This window comes from Mycolicibacter engbaekii (genome assembly GCF_002101585.1).
Taxonomy (GTDB): Bacteria; Actinomycetota; Actinomycetes; order Mycobacteriales; family Mycobacteriaceae; genus Mycobacterium; species Mycobacterium engbaekii.
The window spans coordinates 69,126-88,897 of sequence record NZ_LQOT01000018.1; the positions used below are offsets into that span (position 1 = coordinate 69,126).

The window sequence follows — 19,772 nt, forward strand, 5'->3', positions numbered from 1 at the left end:
CGGCGAACTCACTCGTCGCGGAGCTCGGTCGCCGGAGTGGACCGCGTGCTCTTCCAAGCGGGAATGATCGCCGCGAAGACCGCGGCGACGGTGGCCAGTACGGCGTAGACCACCGCATCGGTCCAGGGGAACACCAGGGGAGTGATCAGGCCGACGTTGACGACGGCCGCCCGCCGCACCGCCTCGGAGATGGCGATGGAGAGCACCGCGCCGAACAGACCGCCCGCCGCACCGGCGACCACGGCCTCGATGGTGGTGATGCTGAACACCCGAACCCGGGTGGCGCCCAGCGCCTGGATCAGCGCCACTTCCCGTCGGCGCCGGATGCCGACCAGCAGCAGCGTCGACAGCACCGAGATGAAGGCGATCGCCAGCAGGCCGTACTTGAGGGTGTTCAGTGGCGTCAGGTAGCGGCCGATGGAGGCGGCGATGTCGGCGGCATAACCGTCGGTGTCGACCGCGGTCACCGGTTGGTCGAACTCCGCGGCTTTGATGTTGTCGATGACTTGGGCGGCGGTGAAGCCCGGCGCGGGGGTGGCGAAGATCAGGCCGGCGGGCTGGGGACCGTAGATCTGTTCGGCGACGGAATACGGCATATAGATGCGGCGCCCGCCGTACTCGGGAGTGGCCACAATGGTGCCGATGCTCATAGCCTGAGCGCCAAGTCCACTTCCAAATACCAGAGTGTCACCGACGTGGAGATTCTTCTCCCGCGCCAGAACGCTGCCCAGGACGACCTCATTGGCTTTCTGACTGTCCTCCGGAGATTGTCCGGCGAGCAATCCGAACGGAAATGTCGGCCGGTCCTGGGCCTGAATATGCGCCAGCGAGCCGTCTTTGAGACTGATCTCGATTTCAGCCATCCGCTCGATCTTTTCCACCCCGGTCAGCGAGCTCAGTTTGTTGACCGTCTGGGGCGCGAACCGGGCGTCGATCGGCCCGTAGTCGGCGAACTGCGTCGTGGTGATGGCGATGCGGCCGTCCGCCTGCGAGGTCGCCACCTTGGTGGCCCCGATGTGGATCGCCACCAGGAATCCCGACAGCAGGATCGCGACCACCACGGGCACTGCGATGGCTCCGGAGATGGCCGCGGTACGGGAGCGGTCCGAGCGCAGGGCGTTGAGCGCGATGGTCAGCGTCGCTCCGTGCGACCGATCCGGTTTCGGCCGCAGGCTGGTGATCGCCTGCGCGCTCAGATAGGCGGTGGCCAGCAGCAGGCCGATGAGCGCGACGACCGCGCCGGCGTCGGCGATGACGGCCTGCCAGGCCACCAGCGCGCCGGACAGCGTCGCCAGCCAGGCCGCGATCACCCCGGTGAGGCCGATCGCCAGCAGCAACAGCGCCTTGAACCAGATCTTGCGCTGAGTGGTCTGTTCCTGCGCCGCCCGGCCGGACAACTCGGCCGCGATAGGAGTGTTGGACGCCGAGACCGCGGGGCCGATCGCGGCCCCGACCGCCAAGAAGACGCCGGCCAGCACGCCGACGATCAGGATGGCCGGCTTGAGGATCACCGGGACGGTGACGCCGACGAACCGTTCGGTCAGCTCACTGGCGCTGGCCACGATGGGTTCGGAGATCACGATCCCGGTCAGCACACCCATCGCCGAGCCCACGGCGCCCAACAGTGCGGCCTCACTGAGGAAGCCGGTCATGATCGACGCCGGTGAGGCGCCCAGCGCGGAGGCGATCGCGATCTCGCGGCGCCGCTCCTCGACCGAGAGCCGGGTGATCTGGGTGATCAGGATGACTCCGACGCCGATCGAGATCAGGGCGAAGATACCCAGCAGCGGCAGCAGAACGTCGTTGACGTTGTAACCCCGCGCGGGCTCGCTGCGGGGCTGCACGCTGTAGGTGGGACCCAGGGTGGTCTTCAACCGCTGCTGGACCTCGCCGGCATCGGCGTCTTTGTCCAGCGTCACGTACAGCATGTCCACCCGGTCGCCGCGGGCGAACTGCACCTTCGCCATGCTCAGCGGCAGCACCGCGACCAGGCCGTTGTTGACCTCGTCGAGGTCGGACACCCGCTGGAACTTCTCCAGCGACAACTGCCCGACGTCGGTGACCAGGGCGGCGGAGTCGTCCAGGGAGTCCCCCAGCGACTTCGAGATCGCCGGCGGCGGCTCCTGCTGTCCGGACTGGCAGACCTTGGGGTCGACGATCCACTGCGCCGAGCAGTCCACGCCCAGGCCCAGGCCGAAACTGTCCTTGCCGTCGTTGCGGATCATCGTCACCCCGCGGATGACGGGCACCACGGCCGCCACCCCGGGCACGGCCCGGGAGTCTTCGACGACGGCGGGACTGATGCCGCCACGGGTGGCCGCGCCGATCACCCGCAGGGGGGCGGGACCGGCGATCTGATAGCCGACGTCCTCGACGGCTTTGGAGACGCTGGTGACCTCGATCATGACTGCCACCACGACGGCGACGCCGCCGCCGAGCGAAAATGCAGCCAGCGCCGCCCGGAATGCGTGTTTACGAACAGCGCGGAAGTTGATTATCCGGAGCAGTCCGAATGTCGCGGCTAATGTTCCGCGAGCCATGTCACATTATTTGCCGCGTGAGCCATTCCGCTGTCGGTCTCGATTTCGCCGTCGAGTAGGGAAACGAGACGCGGAGCGTCGTCAGCTATTTTTCGATCGTGAGTCACCAGAACAATTGTCTGGCCGGCTGCATTCAGGTTGTACAAGGCGTCGATAACGCGTTGCCCATTTACGGTGTCCAGGTTGCCGGTGGGCTCATCGGCGAGAATCACGTCGGGTTTCATGAAAAGTGCCCGCGCGACCGCAACCCGCTGTTGCTCGCCGCCGGACAATTCCGACGGGACGCGCTTGGACTTGGCCGCCAGGCCGACCTGCTCGAGCAGGCTCATCGCATGGGCGTGCTGCGAACGGCCTGATTTGCCCGCCAACAGCCCCGGGAGCATCACGTTCTCGACCACCGACAGTCCCGCCAGAAGATTGAAGGCTTGGAAGACGTAACCGAGTGTCTGGCATCGCACGGCGGCCAATTGCCGGCGCGAGAGCTGGGAGACACACTGGCCGTTGATCAGGACATCACCGCTGGTAGGCGTGTCCAGCAGCCCCAGAATGCTCAACAAGGTGGACTTGCCCGAGCCGGACGGGCCGACCATGGCGACGAATTCTCCGCGCGTTATCTGGATATCGATGTTGCGCAAAATCGGCGTCGCGGTATCGCCCTGGCCGAACTGTTTGTTGAGTTTGCGCGCTTCGAGGACCACGGGAGGCCTAAGAACGGCCGACGGCGTGTGTCCGTTCCGGGCGAGCTCCATATCCATGGTGTGCATCTCGGTCCTGATCATGAATCTCCGGCGGGCTCGTAATACCACGATCATGCCCGCGTTGGGCGCGTTTTCTCAATTCGTTACGCACTCCGCGAAGTTGGTGCGCTACGCGGCGCTGCGGCTGATCATAGGCGACGCAGGTCGCTGCCGAAAATCGTTCGGCGCGCGACCCCGGTGCCCGCCGGCGGCTGAGCGGGAACCCGCCGCCCGCCGCGCTCAGGTGGGCCGCGCGGCCCGGGTGGCGGGGTGAACGGCCACCAGGCCCAGTTCATTGCGCCGCCGGCAGATCGCCGCCAACTCGGCGTAGGCCTTGGCGCCCAGCAGCTCGGTCAGCTCGGGCGCCAGGCTCTGCCAGACCTGGCGGGTGCCGACGTGGGTCGCCGGGTCGCCGGTGCAGTACCAGTTCAGATCCTCGCCGCCGGGACCCCACCCGCGCCGGTCGAATTCGGTGATCGTGGTCTTGAGGATCTCGCTGTCGTCGGGGCGGGTCACCCATTCCTGGCTGCGGCGGATCGGCAGTTGCCAGCAGACCTCGGGCTTCATCGTCAGGGGTTCCACGCCCAACCGGACGGCCTTGATGTGCAGGGCACAGCCCGCCCCGCCGGCGAAGCCGGGCCGGTTCAGGAAGATGCAGGCACCCTTGACGGTTCGGGTGCGCAGCTGCTCCTCGCCGTCGTTCTCGTCGTATTCCAGGTAGCCCTTGCGGCCCAGGCCCTTGTCGCGCAGCTGCCAGTCGGCATCGGTGAGCTTGGCCACGGCGTCATCGAGGTTGGCCCGGTCGTCGTCGTCGCACAGGAACGCGCCGTGCGAGCAGCACCCGTCGTCGGGGCGGCCGGCCAGGATGCCCCGGCAGGCGGGCGTCCCAAAGACGCAGGTCCAGCGGGACAGCAGCCAGGTCAGGTCGGCGGCGATCAGGTGCTCGGGGTTGTCGGGGTCGTAGAACTCCACCCACTCGCGGGGGAAGTCCAGACCGACCTCCCCGGGATGGGAGCGAGGCTGCTCGGGGGTCACGAAACTCCACGCTAGACCAGAAAATCACGTTGCCTCACATCGTCTGGGCCCCGCACCACTAAGTTGGTTGGGTGCGATTAGGGGTGCTCGACGTCGGCAGCAACACCGTCCACCTGCTGGTGGTCGATGCTCACCGTGGTGGCCACCCGACGCCCATGAGCTCCACCAAGGCCACGTTGCGCCTGGCTGAGGCGACGGACAGCTCCGGCAAGATCACCCGGCGCGGTGCCGACAAGCTGGTCTCCACGGTCAGCGAATTCGCCACCATCGCAGCGAGTTCGGGTTGTGCGGAGCTGGTCGCGTTCGCCACCTCCGCGGTGCGCGACGCGTCCAATTCCGAGGACGTGCTGGCGCGGGTGCGTGCTGAGGCCGGGGTGGAACTGCAGGTACTGGCCGGCGAGGACGAGTCCCGGCTGACGTTCCTGGCGGTGCGGCGCTGGTTCGGCTGGAGCGCCGGGCGGATCAACAACCTCGACATCGGCGGCGGTTCCCTGGAGATGTCCAGCGGTGTCGACGAGGAGCCGGACGTGGCTCTGTCGCTGCCGTTGGGCGCCGGACGGCTCACCCGGGAGTGGCTGACCGAGGACCCCCCCGGCCGGCGCCGGGTGGCGATGCTGCGCGACTGGTTGGACACCGAGCTGGCGCCCGCGGCCGCAGCCGTGCTGGACGCCGGTCCGCCCGATCTGGCGGTAGCCAGCTCCAAGACATTTCGTTCGCTGGCGCGGCTCACCGGCGCCGCTCCCTCGGCGGCCGGGCCGCGGGTACGGCGCACATTGACCGCCACCGGCCTTAGGCAGCTCATATCATTCATCTCTAGGATGACCACGGCTGATCGGGCCGAATTGGAAGGGGTGAGCGCCGAGCGGGCGCCACAGATCGTGGCGGGTGCGCTGGTGGCGGAAGCGAGCATGCGAGCGCTGTCGATCGAAACAGTGGAGATTTGCCCGTGGGCGCTGCGGGAAGGCTTGATCCTGCGCCGACTCGACAGTGAAGCCGACGGCGTCACTCTCTTCGGATCCCCTTCGATGGGGCTGGCCCGCCAGGGAGGGGACCGATGACTGGACCCAAGCCCGACCCGCGCGACGCCGAGACGCGGCCGATCTCGGTTGCCGAACTGCTCGCCAAGAACGGCACCATCGGTTCGCCGCCGGTGTCCGGACGGCGCCGCCGCAGGCGCGGCAACGCAGACGCCGTCACGGTGGCGGAGCTGACCGGCGAGATCCCGATCATCCGGGACACGGCCCCACCCGAGATCGAGGCCGGCCCGCCGGCGGCCGCCGACGGCGCGCCCAGCGGTGCGCTGCCGCTGGGCCCGGCACCCGGCTTCGTCGAGGACGACCGGCCCCCGACCGGTCCGCGGCCGGCGCAGCGGGCCGAACAACCCGCCCGGCGGCCGGTGGCCGAGCCGCGCTGGCCCAAGTCGCCGCCACAGCTGCCGCGGGAGTCCAGCCGTCCCGAGCAGAGCGAGTATCCCCGGCCGCTGCGCCGGCCGGACCCCGTAGCCGCACCGGACGGTCCGCCGGCCGAGATTCCGCCGGCGGGCTCGGGCGCCGAGGGCATGCGGCCCGACCCGGTGGACACCTACACCGACATCGCCGTCGACGTGATGGACGCCGACGTCCGCGACGCGGACCTGCCGAGCGGGGACTCCGCATTCGTCCGGTCGTTTTTGACCAAGGGCGGCTCCGCCGGCCGCGCAGTGCAACCTGCCCGGGACGCCGACCAGGGCGCCGACGAAGTCACGGCGGCCGCGCAGGCCGCCGAGGACGAAGATGCGGCCGAGGACTACGCAGGGCGGCCTGGCATGGTGGGTGCCGCGCTGGTGGTGCTGCAATCGATCCTGGCGGTGGCCTTCGGCGGCGGCCTGTTCATCGCTTTCGACCAGCTGTGGCAGTGGAACAGCATCGTGGCCCTGGTGCTCACCGTCCTGGTCACGCTGGGCCTGGTGGCGGCGGTGCAGGTGGTCCGCAAGACCTCCGACATCGTCAGCACCTTGATCGCTGTCGCGGTCGGTTTGTTGGTAACACTGGGGCCGCTGGCACTGCACGCCAATTAGCCGTTCAGTATTAAGTCGTGCGTCCTGCCATCAAAGTCGGATTGTCGACAGCATCGGTTTACCCGCTGCGGGCCGAGGCCGCCTTCGAATATGCGGCCCGGCTCGGCTACGACGGCGTCGAACTGATGGTGTGGGGAGAGTCGGTCAGCCAGGACGTCGGAGCCGTCCGGCGACTGTCCCGCAAGTACCGGGTGCCCGTGCTGTCGGTGCACGCGCCGTGCCTGTTGATCTCCCAACGGGTTTGGGGCTCCAACCCGATTCCCAAGCTGGAACGCAGCGTTCGGGCCGCCGAAGAGCTCGACGCCCAAACGGTTGTGGTGCATCCGCCGTTTCGCTGGCAGCGGCGCTACGCCGAGGGCTTCAGCGATCAGGTTGCGGAATTGGAGGCCGGCAGCGGCGTGGCGATCGCGGTGGAGAACATGTTCCCCTTCCGGGCCGATCGCTTCTTCGGCGCCGACCAATCCCGCGAACGGATGCGGCGCCGTGGCGGCGGACCCGGAGCGGGTATTTCGGCATTCGCGCCGTCCCACGACCCCCTCGACGGAAACCACGCGCACTTCACCCTGGATCTCTCCCACACCGCGACCGCAGGCGCCGACGGGCTGGAGATGGCCCAACGGATGGGTTCGGGTCTGACGCATCTGCACCTGTGCGACGGCACCGGCCTGCCGGCCGATGAGCATCTGGTGCCCGGACGCGGCGACCAGCCAGTCGCCGAAGTCTGCCAACTGCTGGCCGCCAGCGACTTCACCGGCCACGTGGTGCTGGAGGTGACGACCTCGCAAGCACGCTCGCCGCAGGAGCGTGAGGCGCTGCTGACCGAGTCGCTGCAGTTCGCCCGGACGCATCTGCTGCGCTGAGTAACACCAGACGTTCGCCGAGAACCCAGGGAGGCCCCGCGTGACCTCGTCCACGCTGTTCACCGACGCCATGGCCTTGGAGCCGATCGCCAATCACCACGGCGACGATGTCGCGGTGTTCGCCGGCGCGCTCAACGAACACTGGACCATCGGCCCCAAGGTGCACGGCGGAGCGATGCTGGCGTTGTGTGCCAAGGCCGCGCGCACCGCGCACGGCGGGGGACTGCAGCCCGTTGCGGTGTCCGCCAGCTATCTGTGGGCCCCCGACCCCGGTCCGATGCAGTTGGTGGCGACGATTCGCAAGCGCGGCCGCCGCGTCAGCCTCGTCGACGTCGAGCTCAACCAGGGGGAGCGCACCGCGGTGCGCGCGGTCATCACACTCGGCGAGCCGGAACACGAGGCGCCGCCGCTGCTGTCGTTCAATCCGGTGGTGCCGCTGATGACACCGGAGCCGCCGCCCGGGCTGCAGCCGATCGGTCCCGGGCACCCGATGGAGCACATCGTGCACCTGGCCCACGGCTGCGATATCCGCCCGGCGCTGACCACGCTGGGCCCACGCTCCGACGGCGGCCCGCCGGTGATCGAGATGTGGGTGCGGCCCAAGGGCACCGCGCCCGATGTGCTGTTCGCACTGCTGTGCGGGGACGTGTCGGCGCCGGTGACCTACGCCGTCGATCGCACCGGATGGGCGCCCACCGTGCAGCTGACGGCCTACCTGCGGGCGGTCCCGGCCGACGGGTGGTTGCGGGTGATCTGCAGCTGCGTGCAGATCGGTCAGGACTGGTTCGACGAGGACCACACCGTGGTGGACTGCAAGGGCCGAATTGTGGTGCAGTCGCGTCAGCTGGCGATGGTGCCCGCGCGGTAGCGCCCCGCTTGCGATCGCGGGCGACCCGCCGCGCTCGGCTCCGCCGCGCTTGCGATCGCCCGGGTTTGTTGCGGGCGACCCGCCGCGCTCGGCTCCGCCGCGCTTGCGATCGCCCGGTCTGACATGCTGTCGCCATGGCCAGAATCGCGATCATCGGTGGCGGCAACATGGGCGAGGCAATGCTGGCGGGTCTGCTGGCCGCCGGTCGCCCGGTCAAGGACCTGGTGGTCGCCGAACGCTACGGCGAGCGGGCCCGGCAGCTGGCGGAGAAGTACTCGGTGTTGGTGACCTCGGTCGCCGACGCGGTGGAGAACGCCGCCATCGTGATCGTCGCGGTGAAGCCGCAGGACGTCGACTCCGTGGTCGAGGAGTACGCCAAGAACGTCACCGCCGCGTCCGGGGACAGCGCCGAGCAGGTGCTCGTCACGCTTGTGGCCGGTCTCACCACGGGATACGTGGAATCCAAGCTGCCTGCCGGCGCCGCGGTGGTGCGGGTGATGCCCAACACCCCGGTGAAGGTCGGTGTCGGGGCCAGTGCGCTGGCCAAGGGGCGGTTCCCCACCAACGAACAGGTCGAAGAGGTGGCCGCCCTGTTCGAGTGCGTGGGGACGGTGGCGATCGTTCCGGAAGAGCAGATGGACGCGGTGACCGCGGTGTCGGGTTCGGGCCCGGCCTACTTCTTCTTGATGGTCGAGGCGTTGGTCGACGCCGGAGTCGCGGCCGGGCTGAGCCGGCAGGCGGCCACCGACCTGGCCGTGCAGACGATGGCAGGAAGCGCGCAGATGCTTCTGGAGGAGCGTGGTGCCGACGGGCAGTCGGGTGGGGGCTCAGACACCACCCCGGCGCACCTGAGAGCGATGGTGACTTCGCCTGGGGGGACCACGGCGGCGGCGCTGCGGGAGCTCGAGGCCGGTGGCCTGCGGACCTCGGTGGATCGGGCGGTTCAGGCCGCAAAAACACGCTCTGAGCAGCTAAGAATTACATCAGAGTAATTCACTTATTTTTCACATATTGGCTCTCACTAGTCGCAGGAACCCCATCCGTCCCGCTATTCTCCTCTTGTCTGTGCGTGTGGGTGCAGCGGAGGGGAAGCCGCTGGGACTGCACGTGCCTGATTGAAATGGGTAACGATGACGTCTGCGAACGGGCCTTCGGCACGTGACTCGGCTGGCAGGGCGGCACGCGATGCCGGCTCTGCGGAGTCGGGTCGAACACAGTTCCTGACCGTGGCCGAGGTGGCCGCGTTGATGCGGGTCAGCAAGATGACGGTGTACCGCCTGGTGCACAACGGCGAGCTGCCCGCGGTACGGGTGGGACGGTCTTTCCGGGTGCACGCCAAGGCAGTGCACGACCTGCTGGAGACCTCCTTCTTCGACGCGGGCTAAGCACCGGTCGACACGTAAGCGCCCCCCGGGCGTCGCCGTGCGGCGACGCCCGGGGTCGGCTGTCTTGGTGGTCGCGGTCGGGTGCGGTTTTCCGGTACGCGCCTGCCTACGGGTAAAGTAACCGGGTCGATCAAGTTCAGCAGCGCCAACACGGCGGCGCGGGCAGAAGCAGATAGCGGAGTTCATGGGTTCAGTCATCAAGAAGCGGCGCAAGCGCATGTCGAAGAAGAAGCACCGCAAGCTGCTTCGCCGTACTCGCGTCCAGCGCAGAAAACTCGGTAAGTAACCCGCCCAGGCCCGTCCCGGCCGCTGCAAGTGGCACCGATCGCCGGTATTGCTTTTGCGGCGCGGCCGTTAGGCTGACGGGGTGGACGAGGCCGGACCCCCGAGCGACGGCACGCGCAGCGACACCAGGCATTACCCCAAGGTTGTGTTGGTGACCGGCGCGTGCCGATTTCTGGGTGGGTTTCTCACCGCACGGCTCACGCAGAACCCGTTGATCAACCGGGTGATCGCGGTGGATGCGGTCATGCCCAGCAAGGACATGCTGCGCCGGATGGGGCGCGCTGAGTTCGTCCGCGCTGACATCCGTAACCCCTTTATCGCCAAGGTGATCCGAAACAGCGACGTCGACACCGTCGTGCACGCCGCGGCTGCGTCGTACGTGCCGAGGTCTGGCGGTGGAGCGGCGCTCAAAGAGCTCAACGTGATGGGCGCGATGCAGTTGTTCGCCGCCTGCCAGAAGGCGCCCTCGGTGCGGCGGGTGGTGCTCAAGTCGACCTCGGAGGTCTACGGGTCGTGTTCGCGCGACCCGGTGATGTTCTCCGAGGACACCCAGAGCCGCCGCCCGCCGACGCAGGGGTTCCCCCGCGACAGCGTCGACATCGAGGGCTACGCCCGCGGTCTGGGCCGGCGCCGGCCCGACATCGCCGTCACCATCCTGCGGATGGCCAACATGATCGGTCCGGCCATGGACACCGCGTTGTCGCGTTACCTTGCCGGCCCGCTGGTTCCGATGGTGGTCGGCCGCGACGCGCGCCTGCAGCTGCTGCACGAGCAGGACGCCCTGGGCGCCCTGGAGCGGGCCACCACGGCGGGCAAGGCCGGCACCTTCAACGTCGGGGCCGACGGCATCATCATGATGTCGCAGGCGATCCGCCGGTCGGGCCGCGTCCCGGTTCCGCTGCCCGGTGTCGGACTGTGGGTCATGGATTCGCTGCGCCGGGCCAACAATTACAGCGAGATCAACCGGGAACAGCTGGATTATCTGAGCTTCGGTCGGGTGATGGACACGACTAGAATGCGAACCGAACTCGGGTACAGCACCAAGTGGACCACCGCCGAGGCGTTCGACGACTACGTGCGGGGCCGTGGACTGAACCCGATCGTCGACCCCAAGTGGGTCCGTTCGGTGGAGCGCCGAACAGTAAGCGCAGCGCAGCGCGTGGGGGATATCGGCTTGAGCAGGGTGCGGGGAGGTTAGCAATGGCTGATGATGTGAAGGCGAAAGTCATTCCGCTGCATAAGCGTTCGAGTTCGGTGCGCCGGCACCCCTCGGCGCTGGCCGCGGAGAACGCCTCAGCCGGCCAGGTTGCCGCCGTGGTGCGTGAGCTCGACGAGCGGCGCGCGGCCGGAGCCTCCGGTGCCGCCGCACCCACTCCCAACGATTTCGCCCGCCGGGTGGCCGCGGTCGCGGGTTTTCTGCGGGAGCGGATCACGGGCGACTACCAGGTCGACGAGTTCGGCTTCGACCCGCACTTCAACGAGGCAGTCATGCTGCCGGTGCTGCGGTTTTTCTTCAACGACTGGTTCCGGGTCGAGGTCAGCGGTGTGGAGAACCTGCCGGTCGCCGGGCCCGCACTGTTGGTGGCCAACCACGCCGGGGTGTTGCCGATGGATGCGCTGATGCTCTCGGTGGCCGTGCACGACCATCACCCCGACCATCGGAATCTGCGGATGCTCGCCGCCGACCTGGTGTTCGACCTGCCGATGATCGGCCCGACCGCACGCAAGGCCGGCCACACCATGGCCTGCACCGCCGACGCCAACCGGTTGCTGGGGTCCGGCGAGCTGACCGCGGTCTTCCCGGAGGGTTACAAGGGCCTGGGTAAACGCTTCAAAGATCGCTACAAGCTGCAGCGGTTCGGCCGCGGCGGCTTCGTCTCGGCAGCGCTGCGCACCAAGGCGCCCATCGTGCCGTGCTCGATCGTCGGCTCCGAGGAGATCTACCCGATGATCGGCGACGTCAAGCTGCTGGCGCGGCTGCTCGGCGTGCCCTATTTCCCCATCACGCCGCTGTTTCCGCTGGCCGGCCCCGCCGGGTTGGTGCCGATGCCGTCCAAGTGGCACATCGCCTTCGGCGAGCCGATCCCCACCAGCCATTACGAGGCCGGTGCCGCCGACGACCCGATGGTCACCTTCGATCTGACCGATCAGGTGCGCGAGACCATCCAGCAGACGCTCTACCGGCAGCTGGCCGGCCGCCGCAACATGTTCTTCGGCTAGACCGGCTGCCAGCGACTACTTCTGCTTGTGGCGGTCGCGCATCGCCTCGAGCGCCGCGATGGTCGCCGCCTCGGTCTCGGGGTCCTGATTGACCGACTCGCCGAGCATGGTGACCACACTGGTCACCACCGGCTCGCCGTTGGCATCGCTGATCTCGCTGCGGACCTCACTGACCACCGTGCCGTGCGACTCGATCACCGAGTCCAGATAGGTGTCGAAATACAGCTTGTCGCCGGCCATGATCGGCCGGTGGAAGGTGAACTTCTGGTCGCGGTGCAGCACCCGAGCGATGTTGATCGGGATGTCGAACTTCTCGAAGATCTCCAGCTGCACCTGACGTCCGGCGACCGCCAGGAACGTCAGCGACGCCACCAGGCCGGGATGTCCCGCCTCGGCAGCGGCGGCCTCGTCGAAATGGGCCGGGTGATCGTCTTTGACCGAGCGGGCGAACTCCCGGATTTTCTCCCGGCCGACCTCGAAATAGTCCGGGAATCGGTAGTGCGTACCGATGACTCCCTGCGATTCGGTGTGTACTGACATGCCGGTTTACCCCTCCGCTCGCCGTGGTGTTCGGCGGCGGAAGCCTATCAGCGACCAGCTCAGCCTCGCTCGTTCCGGTCCTCGCGCGCTTCGCAGGCTCAGCCGCGCTCGTTCCGGTCCTCGCGCGCTTCGCAGGCTCAGCCGCGCTCGTTCCGGTGCGCCACGGTGTCTGATGCGGGCGACCGGTCCTCGCGCGCTTCGCAGGCTCAGCCGCGCTCGTTCCGGTGCGCCACGGCTGCCGCCAGGGCCCCGCCGACGGCCCCCAGGGCCAGCGCCGAGGGCACGCCGATTCGCGCCGCCCGCCGCGCGGTGCGGAAGTCGCGGATCTCCCACCCGCGCTTGCGGGCCATCTCGCGCAACGCCGCATCGGGGTTGATCGCCACCGCCGTGCCCACCAGCGAGAGCATCGGCACATCGTTGAAGCTGTCGGAGTAGGCCGTGCATCGCCGCAGGTTGAGCCCCTCCCGGATCGCCAGCGACCGCACGGCGTGCGCCTTGCCCGGACCATGCAGGATCTCGCCGACCAGCCGGCCGGTGAACACCCCGTCCACCGACTCGGCGACGGTGCCCAGCGCGCCGGTCAGGCCGAGCCGGCGGGCGATGGTCTCGGCCAGCTCGTAGGGGGTCGCGGTGACCAGCCAGACCTGCTGGCCGGCGTCGAGGTGCATCTGCGCCAGCTCCCGGGTGCCCGGCCAGATCTTGTCGGCGATGATCTCGTCGTAGATCTGCTCACCCAGATCGACCAGCTCCGACACCGGCCGCCCTTCGATGAACGCCAGGGCTTTGCGCCGGCCGGCCGCGACATCGTCGCTGTTCTCCTTGCCGGTGAGCTGAAACTTCGCCTGGGCGTAGACGATGCCGATGACATCGCGGTAGGTGAAGTAGTTGCGGGCCGCCAGACCACGTCCGAAGTGCACCATCGAGGAGCCCTGCACCAGGGTGTTGTCCACGTCGAAGAACGCCGCGGCGGTCAGGTCGACCGGTGGTGGTGTGCCGGTGTCGGCCATACCGGCAAGCGCCCGTTCCGCGCTGGCGTCATAGGTCAGCGATGTCACCTCGGTTGCGGATTCATGTTCGGGGCCCGGTGTCGCCATCACCTGACTCCTTCCGCAGCTGTGAGGGCCGGTGCTCCGGCCGTTCTCAACCCTATCCGGCCCCACCGCCGATGACCCGCAGGTGATCGCGCAGATCACCTTTGAGGTCGAACATCGAGTAGTCCCGGAAACTGAACCGCCAGACGCCGTCAACGCGTTCGAAGCTGTCGTGGTAGCGGCCGGGGGCGATCACCTGCAACGCGACATCGTCGGTCTGCTGCAGCACGGTGTAGTAGGAGCGGCAGGTCGCGGTGCCGGCGACGCCGTCGATGTCGAGGATCGGGTTGGTGATCACGTGTTTGGTACGCGGCGTGCCGTCGGCGTGGATCACCACGATCCCGCGCCACAGTTCCAGGATCCCGGCGCTGTCCATGACGACGGTGCCCTGCGGGTCGGCTTTGATCCGGGCGTGGGCGAACAGCCCCGCGGCGCCGTCCAGGTCGCCGGAGTCCATCAGCTCCGCATAGCGGTAGAGCAGGTTCGTGATCGACACGGCGCTGGAAGTCATGGCTCGCCCTTGTCCGCCCGAGGGTCCCGAGATGAGATGGTGCCGGCCGGTGGCCGGTCACACCGTAATCAATTCGCGGCGCCCCGTCGCGGCAATCCGGCCAACCCGGTGGCCGCAGATCAGGCCGGGGGTGCTGCTGCGACACTGAGACCATGGCCCGCCACCAGGTACAGCTGCTGACCCGCGAGGGCTGCCCGGTCTGCGTGCAGGTACACGCCCAACTGACGCGGCTGGCCGACGAACTCGGATTCGACCTGCAAGCCGTCGACGTCGACGCCGCCGCGGCGGCCGGCGACAGCGGTCTGCGGGCGGAATTCGGCGACCGGCTGCCGGTGGTGCTGCTCGACGGAAACGAGCACAGTTACTGGGAAGTCGATGAGCCGCGTTTGCGCGCCGATTTGGCCGAATTTGGTAGGCCAGCGCTTTAGCCTCTACCGTGGAGTGAAGTTTGTTCACTGGTGACAGCAAGGAGCGGACCAGGTGATATTGCCGTGAGCGTCCTGCTCTTCGGGGTCTCGCACCGCAGCGCCCCCGTCTCAGTACTCGAGCAGCTCAGCACCGCTGAATCCGACCAGGTCAAGATCGTCGAGCGAGTGCTGCAGTCACCGCTCGTCACCGAGGCGATGATTCTGTCGACCTGCAACCGGGTCGAGGTGTATGCCGTCGTCGACGCGTTCCACGCCGGGTTGTCGGCGATCGGCCAGGTGCTCTCCGACCACTCCGGCATGCCGATGGCCGACCTGACCAAGTTCGCCTATGTGCGTTACAGCGAGGCAGCCGTCGAGCACCTGTTCACGGTGGCCAGCGGCCTGGACTCCGCCGTTGTCGGCGAGCAGCAGGTGCTGGGCCAGGTGCGCCGTGCCTACGCCTCCGCCGAGGCCAACGGCAGTGTCGGCCGGGTGCTGCACGAACTGGCGCAACGGGCGCTGTCGGTGGGCAAGCGGGTGCACTCCGAGACCGGCATCGACGCCGCCGGCGCGTCGGTGGTGTCGGTGGCCCTGAACATCGCGGCCAAACAGCTGGGCGAAGACGCACTGCGGGGCCGCACGGCGGTGGTGATCGGCGCCGGGTCGATGGGTGCGCTCTCGGCGGCCCACCTGGTGCGTGCCGGGATCGAACACATCCACGTGGTCAACCGCTCGCTGCCGCGCGCGCAGCGATTGGCCCGCAAAGTCCGCGACACCGGTGTGACCGCCGACGCCGTCGCCCTGGACCGGATGGCCGCCGCCCTGGCCGGCGCCGACATCGTGGTGAGCTCCACCGGAGCGGTGAGCCCGGTGGTGTCTCTGGCCGATGTGCACCATGCGTTGGCCGGGGGCAACCGCGACGAGGTGACCCAGCCGATGGTGATCTGCGACCTGGGCATGCCACGCGACGTCGACGCCGCGGTCGCCGGGCTGCCCGGGGTGCGGGTCATCGACATGGACCGGATTCAGCGCGAGCCGTCGGCGCAGGTTGCGACGTCGGACACCGAGGCCGCGCGCGGCATCGTGGCCCGCGAGGTGGCCACCTATCTGGCCGGCCAGCGGATGGCCGAGGTCACCCCCACCGTGACCGCGCTGCGCCAGCGTGCCGCCGACGTGGTCACCGCCGAGCTGCTGCGGCTGGACCACCGGCTGCCGGACCTGCAGGCCGCCCAGCGCGAGGAGGTGGCGCGCACCGTGCACCGCGTCGTCGACAAGCTGCTGCACGCCCCCACCGTGCGGGTGAAGCAACTCGCCAGTTCGCCCGGCGGCGACAGCTACGCCGAGGCGTTGCGCGAGTTGTTCGAGCTCGACCCGACTGCGGTGGACGCGGTGGCCACCGCCGGCGAATTGCCCATGATTCCGGGTGGGCTCGATGTCGGCGCCGAAACCGGGTCGGCCGGGTAGACGTTTTGGATCCAGTAATCCGCATCGGCACCCGGGGCAGCTTGTTGGCCACCACCCAGGCCGGAACCATCCGCGACGCCCTGGTGGCCGCCGGGCACCCCGCCGAACTGGTCGTGATCAGCACCGCCGGCGACGTCACCTCGGGGCCCATCCCCAACATCGGCGTGGGCGTGTTCACCGCCGAGCTGCGTGAGGCCATCCTCGACGGCCGGGTCGACGCCGCCGTGCACTCACACAAGGATCTCCCGACCGCTGCCGACCCCCGGTTCCTGATCGCGGCCACACCGCGCCGTGAGGACCCTCGAGACGCGCTGGTGGCACGCGACGGACTGGTGCTCGGAGAGTTGCCGGCGGGTGCCGTCGTGGGCACTTCGTCGCCCCGGCGGGCCGCACAGCTTAGAGCACTGGGTCTCGGTTTGGAAATTCGCCCCCTACGAGGCAACCTAGATAGCAGGTTGAACAGGGTAAGCAGCGGCGAACTCGACGCCATCGTGGTAGCCCGGGCGGGTCTGGCCCGGCTGGGACGCCTCGATGCCGTCACCGAGACGTTGGAGCCGGTACAGATGTTGCCGGCTCCGGCCCAAGGGGCACTGGCGGTGGAGTGCCGCGCCGGTGATGCCGCACTGGCGGCGCTGCTGGCGGAGTTGGATGACGCCGACACCCGCACGGCGGTCACCGCCGAGCGGACCCTGCTCGCTGAACTGGAGGCCGGTTGTTCCGCACCGGTGGGCGCGATCGCCGAAGTGGTCGAGTCCATCGATGAGGACGGCCGGGTCTTCGAAGAGCTGTCGCTGCGCGGTTGCGTGGCGGCGCTGGACGGATCCGACGTGATCCGCGCGTCCGGCATCGGCAGTCCGGACCGTGCCCGGGAACTGGGCGTGTCGGTCGCGGCGGAACTGTTCGAGTTGGGGGCGCGCGAGTTGATGTCGGAAGCGCGGTGAAACGGTGCGTGGGGAAGTGACTGGGAGTAACGAATGGCTCGCCAAGTGAGCGTGCGAGGGCAGAAGCCCAAGCCGGGCCGCATTGTGTTCGTCGGCTCGGGTCCGGGCGATCCGGGCCTGCTGACGACGCGGGCGCGGACGGCGCTGACGAACGCCGCACTGGTGTTCGTCGACCCCGACGTGCCCGAGGCGGTGCTGGCGCTGGTCGGCACGGACCTGCCTCCTGTGGCCGGTCCGGTGCCCCCGGCCCCGAAAGCGGATAAGGCCGACGACGCGGCCGGCGACGACGCCGCCGAGGCCGTCGACGAGGCCGCGACCGTTCCGGGCGGGCCGGACATCCGGCCGGCGCTGGGCGAGCCGGCCGAGGTGGCCAAGACCCTGACCGCGGAGGCCCGCTCGGGCTCCGACGTGGTGCGACTGGTGGCCGGGGACCCGCTGTCGATCGACGCGGTGATCACCGAGGTCAGCGCGGTCGCCCGGACCAATATCGCGTTCGAGATCGTGCCGGGCCTGCCCGCGACCAGCGCAGTGCCCACCTACGCCGGTCTGCCGCTCGGTTCGTCGCACACCGTGGCCGACGTCCGCGACCCGGAGGTCGACTGGGCCGCCCTGGCCGCGGCCCCGGGGCCGCTGATCTTGCAGGCCACCACCTCGCACCTGCCGGAGGCAGCCCGCACTTTGATCGAGTACGGACTGTCCGACGGCACCCCGTGCGTCGTCACCACCTCGGGCACCACCTGCGCGCAGCGCTCGGTCGAGTCCAGCCTCGGCGGTCTGACGGAGGCTTCGGCGCTGGCCAGCATCGATCCGGTCATCCTGCCCAACGGCCAGGAGACCTCAGCCGGTCCACTGGTGGTGACCATCGGCAAGACCGTCAACAACCGGGCCAAGCTGAACTGGTGGGAGAGCCGCGCACTGTATGGCTGGACGGTCCTGGTGCCGCGCACCAAGGACCAGGCGGGCGAGATGAGCGACCGGCTGGTCGGGCACGGCGCCTCGCCGATCGAGGTCCCGACCATCGCCGTGGAGCCCCCGCGGAGCCCGGCCCAGATGGAGCGGGCGGTCAAGGGTTTGGTGGACGGCCGCTACCAGTGGGTGGTGTTCACCTCGACCAACGCGGTGCGCGCCGTGTGGGAGAAGTTCGCCGAGTTCGGTCTGGACGCTCGCGCGTTCTCCGGGGTGAAGATCGCCTGCGTCGGCGAGGCCACCGCGGAACGCGTCCGGGCCTTCGGGATCAGCCCTGAGCTGGTGCCGTCCGGCGAGCAGTCCTCGCTGGGCCTGCTCGACGAGTTCCCGCCCTACGACGACGTCTTCGACCCGGTGAACCGGGTGCTGTTGCCGCGTGCCGACATCGCCACCGAGACGCTGGCCGAAGGCCTGCGTGAACGTGGCTGGGAGATCGAGGACGTCACCGCTTACCGCACCGTGCGGGCCGCTCCGCCGCCGGCGAACATCCGCGAGATGATCAAGACCGGTGGGTTCGACGCGGTGTGCTTCACCTCGAGTTCGACGGTGCGCAACCTGGTCGGCATCGCCGGCAAGCCGCACGCTCGCACCCTGGTGGCCTGCATCGGGCCCAAGACCGCTGAGACGGCGGCCGAATTCGGGCTGCGGGTGGACGTGCAGCCCGAGACCGCCGCGGTGGGGCCACTGGTCGACGCACTGGCCGAGCACGCCGCCCGACTGCGGGCCGAGGGTGCGTTGCCCCCGCCGCGTAAGAAGAGCCGTAGGCGCTGACGGTGATTTCCCTCGCGTTGACTCTGCGTACACCGCGGAAAAGTGCGAGTGACATCCCGGGTGGGCGCAGAGTCAACGCGGGATCATGAGGCAACGCCCGCGCCGGCTGCGCTCCACCGCGGCGTTGCGCCGACTGGTGGCCGAGACCTCGCTGGAGCCCAGGCACCTGGTGCTGCCGATGTTCGTCGCCGACGGCATCGACGAACCGCGGGAAATCGGTTCCATGCCCGGGGTGTACCAGCACACCCGCGACTCGTTGCGCGCCGCGGCCGCCGAGGCGGTGGCGGCCGGGGTCGGCGGGCTGATGCTGTTCGGGGTTCCGGCGGCGGCCGACAAAGACAGCACGGGATCGGCCGGTGTTGCCGCCGACGGCGTGCTCAACCGCGCGCTGCGCGATCTGGCCGCTGACCTCGGCGATGCCACCGTGTTGATGGCCGACACCTGCCTGGATGAGTTCACCGATCACGGGCACTGCGGCGTGCTCGACGAACGGGGCCGGGTCGACAACGACGCCACTTTGGAATGCTATGTAGAACTTGCTGTGGCGCAAGCAGATTCGGGAGCCCACGTGGTCAGCCCGAGCGGCATGATGGATGGCCAGGTGGCCGCGATCCGGGATGGGCTGGATGCCGCCGGATACGGCGATGTGGTGATCCTGGCCTACGCCGCGAAGTTCGCGTCGGCGTTCTACGGCCCGTTCCGTGAGGCAGTGGCCTCCACCCTGGCCGGCGACCGGCGCACCTACCAGCAGGAACCCGGCAATGCCCGCGAGGCGCTGCGCGAAGTCACGCTCGACCTCGCCGAGGGAGCCGACATCGTGATGGTCAAGCCCGCCATGGGGTACCTGGACGTGATAGCGGCCACCGCCGCCATGTCCTCGGTTCCGGTCGCCGCCTACCAGGTCTCCGGCGAGTACGCGATGATCGCGGCGGCTGCCGCCAACGGCTGGGTCGACGGGCGTTCGGCGGCGCTGGAATCCCTGATCGGTATCCGGCGTGCCGGGGCCGACATCGTGCTGACGTACTGGGCGGCCGAAGCGGCCGGTTGGCTGGCGTGACGGCCCCGCCCGAGGGCACCCGCCCCCCGGCCGAGGTC

At 68.9% G+C, this 19,772-nt stretch carries 20 protein-coding genes; 14 read left to right on the forward strand and 6 right to left on the reverse strand.

Going from position 1 to position 19,772, the window contains the following annotated elements; genetic code table 11:
- Positions 1 to 8: 8 nt before the first annotated feature.
- The 3 genes from AWC02_RS04705 to AWC02_RS04720 all read right to left on the reverse strand — a co-directional run bounded on the left by AWC02_RS04705 (position 9) and on the right by AWC02_RS04720 (position 4,312).
- A complete protein-coding gene (locus tag AWC02_RS04705) occupies positions 9 to 2,405 on the reverse strand; it encodes an FtsX-like permease family protein (protein WP_237160321.1) in 2,397 nt (798 codons plus the stop codon).
- Positions 2,406 to 2,521: 116 nt separating this feature from the next.
- On the reverse strand, positions 2,522 to 3,319 hold the full coding sequence (locus tag AWC02_RS04710; protein WP_237160322.1) for an ABC transporter ATP-binding protein: 798 nt from the start codon (positions 3,317 to 3,319) through the stop codon (positions 2,522 to 2,524).
- A 198-nt stretch (positions 3,320 to 3,517) separates the two neighbouring features.
- Positions 3,518 to 4,312, reverse strand: coding sequence for a DUF3109 family protein (locus tag AWC02_RS04720; RefSeq protein ID WP_085127636.1), 795 nt, complete (start codon positions 4,310 to 4,312; stop codon positions 3,518 to 3,520).
- 71 nt (positions 4,313 to 4,383) lie between these two features.
- On the opposite strand from AWC02_RS04720, the gene AWC02_RS04725 reads away from it, so the two are divergent.
- The 9 genes from AWC02_RS04725 (at position 4,384) to AWC02_RS04765 (ending at position 11,986) form a co-directional block, all read left to right on the forward strand.
- A complete protein-coding gene (locus tag AWC02_RS04725; protein ID WP_085127637.1) occupies positions 4,384 to 5,370 on the forward strand; it encodes a Ppx/GppA family phosphatase in 987 nt (328 codons plus the stop codon).
- Entirely contained in the window at positions 5,367 to 6,368 is a 1,002-nt protein-coding gene (locus tag AWC02_RS04730) for a hypothetical protein (protein WP_085127638.1), read from the forward strand. The genes AWC02_RS04725 and AWC02_RS04730 overlap by 4 nt, the downstream gene beginning before the upstream one ends.
- Positions 6,369 to 6,385: 17 nt before the next feature.
- A complete protein-coding gene (locus AWC02_RS04735; RefSeq protein ID WP_085127639.1) occupies positions 6,386 to 7,228 on the forward strand; it encodes a sugar phosphate isomerase/epimerase family protein in 843 nt (280 codons plus the stop codon).
- A 40-nt stretch (positions 7,229 to 7,268) separates the two neighbouring features.
- Positions 7,269 to 8,096: a thioesterase family protein gene (locus AWC02_RS04740; RefSeq protein ID WP_085127640.1), complete on the forward strand. Its 828-nt coding sequence runs from the start codon at positions 7,269 to 7,271 to the stop codon at positions 8,094 to 8,096.
- 134 nt (positions 8,097 to 8,230) lie between these two features.
- Positions 8,231 to 9,088: a pyrroline-5-carboxylate reductase gene (gene proC, locus AWC02_RS04745; protein WP_085127641.1), complete on the forward strand. Its 858-nt coding sequence runs from the start codon at positions 8,231 to 8,233 to the stop codon at positions 9,086 to 9,088.
- A gap of 138 nt (positions 9,089 to 9,226) precedes the next feature.
- Positions 9,227 to 9,481, forward strand: coding sequence for a helix-turn-helix domain-containing protein (locus tag AWC02_RS04750; RefSeq protein ID WP_085127642.1), 255 nt, complete (start codon positions 9,227 to 9,229; stop codon positions 9,479 to 9,481).
- Positions 9,482 to 9,665: 184 nt separating this feature from the next.
- Positions 9,666 to 9,767, forward strand: a complete 102-nt coding sequence (locus tag AWC02_RS04755) for a 30S ribosomal protein bS22 (RefSeq protein ID WP_003402602.1) — start codon at positions 9,666 to 9,668, stop codon at positions 9,765 to 9,767.
- Positions 9,768 to 9,848: 81 nt separating this feature from the next.
- Complete coding sequence (locus tag AWC02_RS04760; RefSeq protein ID WP_085127643.1) at positions 9,849 to 10,964, forward strand: SDR family oxidoreductase; 1,116 nt, start codon at positions 9,849 to 9,851, stop codon at positions 10,962 to 10,964.
- 2 nt (positions 10,965 to 10,966) lie between these two features.
- Positions 10,967 to 11,986: a lysophospholipid acyltransferase family protein gene (locus AWC02_RS04765; RefSeq protein WP_085127644.1), complete on the forward strand. Its 1,020-nt coding sequence runs from the start codon at positions 10,967 to 10,969 to the stop codon at positions 11,984 to 11,986.
- A 15-nt stretch (positions 11,987 to 12,001) separates the two neighbouring features.
- On the opposite strand, the gene AWC02_RS04770 is transcribed toward AWC02_RS04765, so the two are convergent.
- The 3 genes from AWC02_RS04770 to AWC02_RS04780 all read right to left on the reverse strand — a co-directional run bounded on the left by AWC02_RS04770 (position 12,002) and on the right by AWC02_RS04780 (position 14,128).
- Positions 12,002 to 12,526: an FAS1-like dehydratase domain-containing protein gene (locus AWC02_RS04770; protein WP_085127645.1), complete on the reverse strand. Its 525-nt coding sequence runs from the start codon at positions 12,524 to 12,526 to the stop codon at positions 12,002 to 12,004.
- Positions 12,527 to 12,732: 206 nt separating this feature from the next.
- The gene (locus AWC02_RS04775) at positions 12,733 to 13,620 is read right to left on the reverse strand and encodes an HAD family hydrolase (protein WP_085127646.1); all 888 of its coding nucleotides are present in this window, start codon (positions 13,618 to 13,620) and stop codon (positions 12,733 to 12,735) included.
- Between the two features lie 52 nt (positions 13,621 to 13,672).
- Positions 13,673 to 14,128 carry a nuclear transport factor 2 family protein gene (locus AWC02_RS04780; RefSeq protein ID WP_085127647.1) on the reverse strand — a complete coding sequence of 152 codons (456 nt, stop codon included), beginning with the start codon at positions 14,126 to 14,128 and terminating at the stop codon, positions 13,673 to 13,675.
- A gap of 152 nt (positions 14,129 to 14,280) precedes the next feature.
- Between AWC02_RS04780 and AWC02_RS04785 the strand changes: the two genes are divergently transcribed.
- From AWC02_RS04785 to hemB, 5 genes are all read left to right on the forward strand, one after another.
- Entirely contained in the window at positions 14,281 to 14,556 is a 276-nt protein-coding gene (locus AWC02_RS04785; RefSeq protein ID WP_085127648.1) for a glutaredoxin family protein, read from the forward strand.
- Between the two features lie 63 nt (positions 14,557 to 14,619).
- On the forward strand, positions 14,620 to 15,999 hold the full coding sequence (locus AWC02_RS04790; RefSeq protein WP_085127649.1) for a glutamyl-tRNA reductase: 1,380 nt from the start codon (positions 14,620 to 14,622) through the stop codon (positions 15,997 to 15,999).
- A gap of 5 nt (positions 16,000 to 16,004) precedes the next feature.
- Positions 16,005 to 16,940, forward strand: a complete 936-nt coding sequence (gene hemC / locus AWC02_RS04795; protein ID WP_085127650.1) for a hydroxymethylbilane synthase — start codon at positions 16,005 to 16,007, stop codon at positions 16,938 to 16,940.
- A gap of 33 nt (positions 16,941 to 16,973) precedes the next feature.
- Positions 16,974 to 18,677, forward strand: coding sequence for a bifunctional uroporphyrinogen-III C-methyltransferase/uroporphyrinogen-III synthase (locus AWC02_RS04800; RefSeq protein WP_085127651.1), 1,704 nt, complete (start codon positions 16,974 to 16,976; stop codon positions 18,675 to 18,677).
- An 85-nt stretch (positions 18,678 to 18,762) separates the two neighbouring features.
- Positions 18,763 to 19,734, forward strand: coding sequence for a porphobilinogen synthase (gene hemB, locus AWC02_RS04805; RefSeq protein WP_085127652.1), 972 nt, complete (start codon positions 18,763 to 18,765; stop codon positions 19,732 to 19,734).
- Positions 19,735 to 19,772: the final 38 nt, after the last annotated feature.